This window comes from Candidatus Magnetobacterium casense, assembly GCF_019173545.1.
GTDB lineage: Bacteria > Nitrospirota > Thermodesulfovibrionia > Thermodesulfovibrionales > Magnetobacteriaceae > Magnetobacterium > Magnetobacterium cryptolimnobacter.
The window spans coordinates 1-5,730 of sequence record NZ_JABXWD010000227.1; the positions used below are offsets into that span (position 1 = coordinate 1).

Annotated in this window: 4 protein-coding genes; 3 read left to right on the forward strand and 1 reads right to left on the reverse strand. The window is 48.2% G+C overall.

The window, feature by feature from the left end; all coding sequences use genetic code 11:
- Window positions 1-16 precede the first annotated feature (16 nt).
- Complete coding sequence (locus HWQ67_RS11845; protein ID WP_218252901.1) at window positions 17-1,183, reverse strand: hypothetical protein; 1,167 nt, start codon at window positions 1,181-1,183, stop codon at window positions 17-19.
- A 306-nt stretch (window positions 1,184-1,489) separates the two neighbouring features.
- Between HWQ67_RS11845 and HWQ67_RS11850 the strand changes: the two genes are divergently transcribed.
- The 3 genes from HWQ67_RS11850 (at window position 1,490) to HWQ67_RS11860 (ending at window position 5,585) form a co-directional block, all read left to right on the forward strand.
- Window positions 1,490-1,891: a DUF1232 domain-containing protein gene (locus HWQ67_RS11850; RefSeq protein ID WP_218252902.1), complete on the forward strand. Its 402-nt coding sequence runs from the start codon at window positions 1,490-1,492 to the stop codon at window positions 1,889-1,891.
- Window positions 1,892-1,997: 106 nt separating this feature from the next.
- Complete coding sequence (locus HWQ67_RS11855; protein WP_218252903.1) at window positions 1,998-5,150, forward strand: response regulator; 3,153 nt, start codon at window positions 1,998-2,000, stop codon at window positions 5,148-5,150.
- A 36-nt stretch (window positions 5,151-5,186) separates the two neighbouring features.
- Window positions 5,187-5,585: a response regulator gene (locus tag HWQ67_RS11860; protein WP_218252904.1), complete on the forward strand. Its 399-nt coding sequence runs from the start codon at window positions 5,187-5,189 to the stop codon at window positions 5,583-5,585.
- Window positions 5,586-5,730 lie beyond the last annotated feature (145 nt).

Here is a 5,730-nt window from a genome sequence, read left to right on the forward strand (position 1 = left end):
GGCAGAAATGGGTAACTTATCTTATGATTCCGGCCATGTCCTGACCCGCTGGCAATACCTCTTTACACAGTTCAGGGTGATAATCACTTACATCAGGTTGCCAAAACGACGAGTATATCGGATAGTCATAGATAATAGTCAGGTTCACGGGAAACAATAGCATCCTGATGTAAGTGATTATCACCCTGAACTGTGTAAAGAGGTATTGCCAGCGGGTCAGGACATGGCCGGAATCATAAGATAAGTTACCCATTTCTGCCGATATTATTGGTATATCGTAACCTAAATTGAAGCTGATGATATACGGTATCATAACGTAAAATGGCACACACCACAACAGACGTCTCAGTGGTTTTCCCGAAAAAAGCATAAACTCGATCATTGCTATAGTAACAGGCAAGGTAATGACGGTCTGCTTTGTTATTGATGCAAGAAATGCCGTAAGAACGGCTATCATGTAAAACGAAACGTCCTTGAGCCTGCCAATTGAAGCAGTCTTGGGGCCGTGTAGAGATTGCTCTTTGGATTTGGAGGTTTTATCGGTCAAAAATCGCCACTTCAGGTATAACAGGATCGTAAGCAAGTAAAACAACGTAGCCAGAGATGTATAGCGCTGAATGACCAATGTCACGGCCTGATGCTGCAACGGATGAACCACAAACAACAGGGCGGTAAAAAAGGCAACCTCGTGTTTAAATAGTCGATGGGGATTACCTGTTAAGGAAGGGGTCAAGGGGGCTGGCCCCCTTGCGGGGTGGGTCTGAGGGAGGGGCGGAGCCGCCTCCCTTCTTTCTTTTCTTAGGGGTGAACTATTGTTATACATGTTTATGCTCTCTTGCTTACTGCCATTGCCGTACCGCATACCTCCGGCACGACGCAGGTAAATCACCAACAGGTATACCAGTGCTGCATTGATGATATGGATTGAGATATTGGCAATATGGTATCCTCTGACGTCTTCGCCATGCAGTTTATAGTTTAGAGCAAAGGTAAGGTCGGCGATATATCTCTTATTATCGAACCAATTATAGGAGTATTCTTGAGATGCAATGCCGATTATCTGGATGTCATCGAAAAAAAACGGGACGTTTAAGCTGTTGGAGTATGCCAGAAAACCAGCCAGGGCAATTGTCAACACCTGAAATGTTGCCTTATTTATGAGGATGTTTATGACCCTGCCCATGCCTTATCTCCGTGTATGGCCTGATTGCATAAGGTATTAAAGCACAAACATTTGTGCTCAGTCAATCTGCTCACTTCAGGGTGGGCAATCGCATTTGAGCGCAAGAGAAAAGAAAGGGGCGGCTCCGCCCCCCTTCAGAACCCCCCGCAAGGGGGCCAGCCCCCTTGACCCCTTCCTTGTGTATGCTTGTTTTTAGACATAAGATAAACTATCAACAATTAATAAAATTCTCTAATGCGATAGCCCTGACTTGTAAATTGGTATGGTCTATTTGCAGTGTTTAATGTTACAATAGAAACAGGTGCGATGAAACTACCTTCTGATACATTAAAGGAACTCAAAGGCAATCTGCTTAAAAAAGGAGCAGAGGGTTATCCCGGCACGGATGGTACCCCCCAGGGGACACCACCAGATAAGGGAGATGGCAAGTCATTGAAATTGGCGTTGTTGCTGATGCTCCTGGCCCTTGTCTATGACGTCTCCCCCGTTGACGTCGTCCCCGATGTGCCCATCGTGGGATGGATCGACGATTTCTTTGTCACCGCTGCGGCAGCTCTGAACGTTATACATGCCATGACAAGCGCACAAAACTCTGCCCTGACAAAACTGGTAAGTATACTCAAATGGATGGTGATCTTTATCGGTATAATAGCTATCTGTGTAGTACTGATAAGCATGCTTGGCATTATTAAGTTTATAACGTCTTAGGCATGTTTATAACGTGCCAGGCAAAAAAGCTACAGAAAAAATAGTTCTATTTTATAAAAAAATACTGTAAAATATAAACGTAATGATAAAACGACAAAAGGGAACTATGCCGAAAATAAAGATATTGCTCATCCTCGATGATGCACAAGAACAACTGGCCATCATGCAGTCTTGCCAGAGTAAAGGACTCACCTGCAGCTATACGGCGGCAGAGTCTGTCGCTGATGCGAGGGGCAAACTGATCAGAGACAGGCATGACGTGGTGATACTTGACAACCATCTTAGGGGTTCCGATGCGCTTGCGTTGCGTGATTACCTGGGCGCTACCCCCGTGATACTGATAACGGACGACGCTGAAACGGCAGGCATGGCACTCAAGGCAGACTTTGAATGTCTTGCCAGAGACCCTCAGCGTTATTACCTGACTGTTCTGCCGACACTGATAAACCACGCCGTGCGCTCTAGCCAGGCAATTTCAGAGGCCAGGGTGCAGCAGGCACAACTGCTCAATGCACAACTGTACCAGAAAGAAATCATCAACAGCTCCCTGGACATGATCATAGCCGTTGACACAAACCACAGGATCGTGGAGTTCAACAGGGCAGCGGAGGCCACCTTCGGGTATAAGGCAGACGAGGTCATCGGCAAAGACATAAATATGCTCTACTGTGATGATACGGAGTTGTTCAGCACGCATAAGTTACTGTCAGAGACAGGGGTCTTTATGGGAGTTGTCCACAACCGCCGCAAGGACAACGATATCTTCCCGGCATTTATTTCGGCCTCAGTGATGCGCAATATCAATGGCGATATAGTTGGCTTCATGGGCATATCGCGCGACATATCGGAACAACGCAGGGGCGAGGATGCCCTGTGGAGCTCCGAGCACCGCTACCGAAACCTCGTTGAAAACATGCACGACTTTGTCGTGGAAATAGACCCCGAAGGCATTTTGCTCTTCGTCAACAAGTCCTTTGCCAGGAGCATGGGGTATCGTATCGACAGCATTACAGGGGGCAACTACGCATCTCTCATCCACCCCGATGATGTAGAGAACTTCATGGCAAAGTGCCCCCTGAACAGAACAAGGATTGCCCACCTGCGCAACTGCGAATACCGATTAAAAGTGGCCGATGGCAGTTTCATCAACGTTATAACAAACGGAGACCCAGTCTTTGACTATGAAGGCAGTCTGACGTCTTTCCTGCTGGTGTCCTTTGACATGACCGTCCGGAAGAAGGCCGAAGATGAACTGAACAAGGCCAAGGAAAAGGCCATTGCCGCCAACAAGGCCAAGAGCGAATTCCTCACCAACATCAGTCACGAACTGCGAACCCCCATGAACGGCATCATTGGCATGACCGAACTCACACTCGATACCCACCTGACCGCAGACCAGAAAAAGTACCTTGAGATGGTCAGAGACTCGGCCAATTCCCTGATGACGCTATTAAACAGCATACTGGACTTTTCAAAAATAGAGGCCGGCAAACTCGAGCTGGAAGATATCGACTTCAATGTCAGGGAGGTCATCGAGTCCGCCATAGAGTCGATCACGCCACAGGCCGAAAAAAAGGACCTGGAACTCCTGTGTCACATTGCACCGGACGTTGCCACCACGGTGCGGGGCGACCCGACGCGCATACGACAGATAATTGTAAATCTGATGGGTAATGGCATAAAGTTTACAGAGCATGGTGCGGTAGTCCTATACCTGCGTAGGGGACAGACAGAGGGAGAACCGGAAAAGGTTGTCCTGGACTTTGCTGTCCGTGATACGGGTATTGGCATCCCCGCTGATAAGATCGATACCATCTTTGACAGCTTCACGCAGGTCGATGGCTCAGTAACCAGAAAGTATGGCGGCACCGGCCTGGGACTAACCATATCCAGGCAATTGGTGAAACTGATGAATGGCAACATCTCCGTAGAAAGCACCAAGGACAAGGGCACTACCTTTCACTTCACCGTTGAGGTTAAGGGTACCGATAAGGTCATTGACAGGGATGCCTCCAAACATTGGTCGGCTTTGGCAGGAAAACGCGTTCTTGTGGTAGACTCACACAAACTCAGCCGTCGTATCATCACGGATATGCTCTATGACTACAACATGATAGTGACGCAGGCCGATTCACCACAGGCGGCCATAGAACACCTCAGCAACGCATGTTTTAACGGCAAACCCTTTGCCGTTACCCTGATAGACTCCAACCTGTCTGTCGTTAACGCCTTTGACCTGGCAAATCAGATCAAAAACGACACCGTCTTTGGCGAAACGGAGATTATAATGTTGGTGCGTACAAGTGAAACACGCTTGACCTATCGCTACAAAGGTTCAACCATCTGGGGGGTGGTACACAAACCCGTCAAACGCTCCACGCTGATAGACTCCATATACCTTGCCACGGGGGGCTTCCTCAGTGAGACATCCCTGATGCAAACACACATTACACACAAAAAAATCCACCAAAAACTCTCCGTCTTACTCGCAGAGGATAACTACATAAACAGGGAACTGGCCACCAAGATAATAGAAAAACTGGGACACGAGGTCGTCTCCGTAACCACGGGCAAGGAGGCCATCGATGCCCTGAGCAAAAGACACTACGATATCCTGTTTATGGATATCCAGATGCCCGAAATGGACGGATTTGAGGCCACCGGTATTATCAGACAGGCAGAGGGCAAGCACTTTGACCCGCATATCCCGATAATTGCCATGACGGCTCATGCCATGAAGGGCGACAAGGAGCGCTGTCTCGATGCCGGCATGAACGGCTATATCTCAAAGCCCATCTCCATTGCCTCGCTCATAGAGACGATTGAACAACATGCACCAGCGTCAGGTACGTCGGGGGCTACACCATCACAGAGACAGCCCAACACCGTTGCGCCACCCCAGTCATCGGATGACACGGCAGCCACTGGCAAGATATTTGACCGCGAGGACGTCTTTAACAGGTTAAATGGCGACGAGGAACTTATGCAAAAGATTTTTGAGGTCTTTATGCTGGATGCCCCGCGCCAGATGGAGATACTCAAGCGGGCACTCGATGACAACGATGCCACAGTCGTAGAGAGACAGGCGCACAGCATCAAGGGTATGGCTGCCAACGTCGGTGGCATACTGACAAAGAACGAAGCCATGCGCATGGAAATAGCCGCCAGAAAATTAAACCTCTCAAAAGCCCTGCTACGCTTTGAGTCACTCCAGAGGGAGATGAACAGGCTCATAGAGGCCATTGAAAAAACCGGCTAACAACACTATTATAGATATAACAATCAGGAGGAAGCAATGAGAATATTGATAGCAGAGGATGATTTTACATCACGCACGCTGTTGCAGCACTTCCTGTCTCCATATGGGGACTGTGATGTAACGGTCAATGGCAATGAGGCATTTGAGGCATTTGTGCTTGCTATAGACGAGGGGCAACCATACAACCTTATTTGTCTGGATATCATGATGCCTGAGATGGATGGCATAAAGGTGTTAAAGGCCATTCGTGCCAAGGAAAGGGAGCTGGGCATTACCCCCCAGAATGAGGCAAAGGTGTTTATGACAACCGCCCTTGACTCTCCCAAAAACGTCATAGAGGCCTACTATCGCGGCGGATGCACGGACTACCTCACAAAACCCATTGATACCAAAAAGCTGCTTGCACGACTGAAGGAAAATAAGCTGATAGATTAAGGCGGATGATCCCGTTGTTTTCTGTCATTATTCTCACATCTATGGTTTCGCACTTTCTGGATTCCTGCTTACGCAGGAATGACACAGATGGGCGCAAAATACCATTTCTTGTCATTCCCGTGAAAACGGGAATCCATTTTCAAAA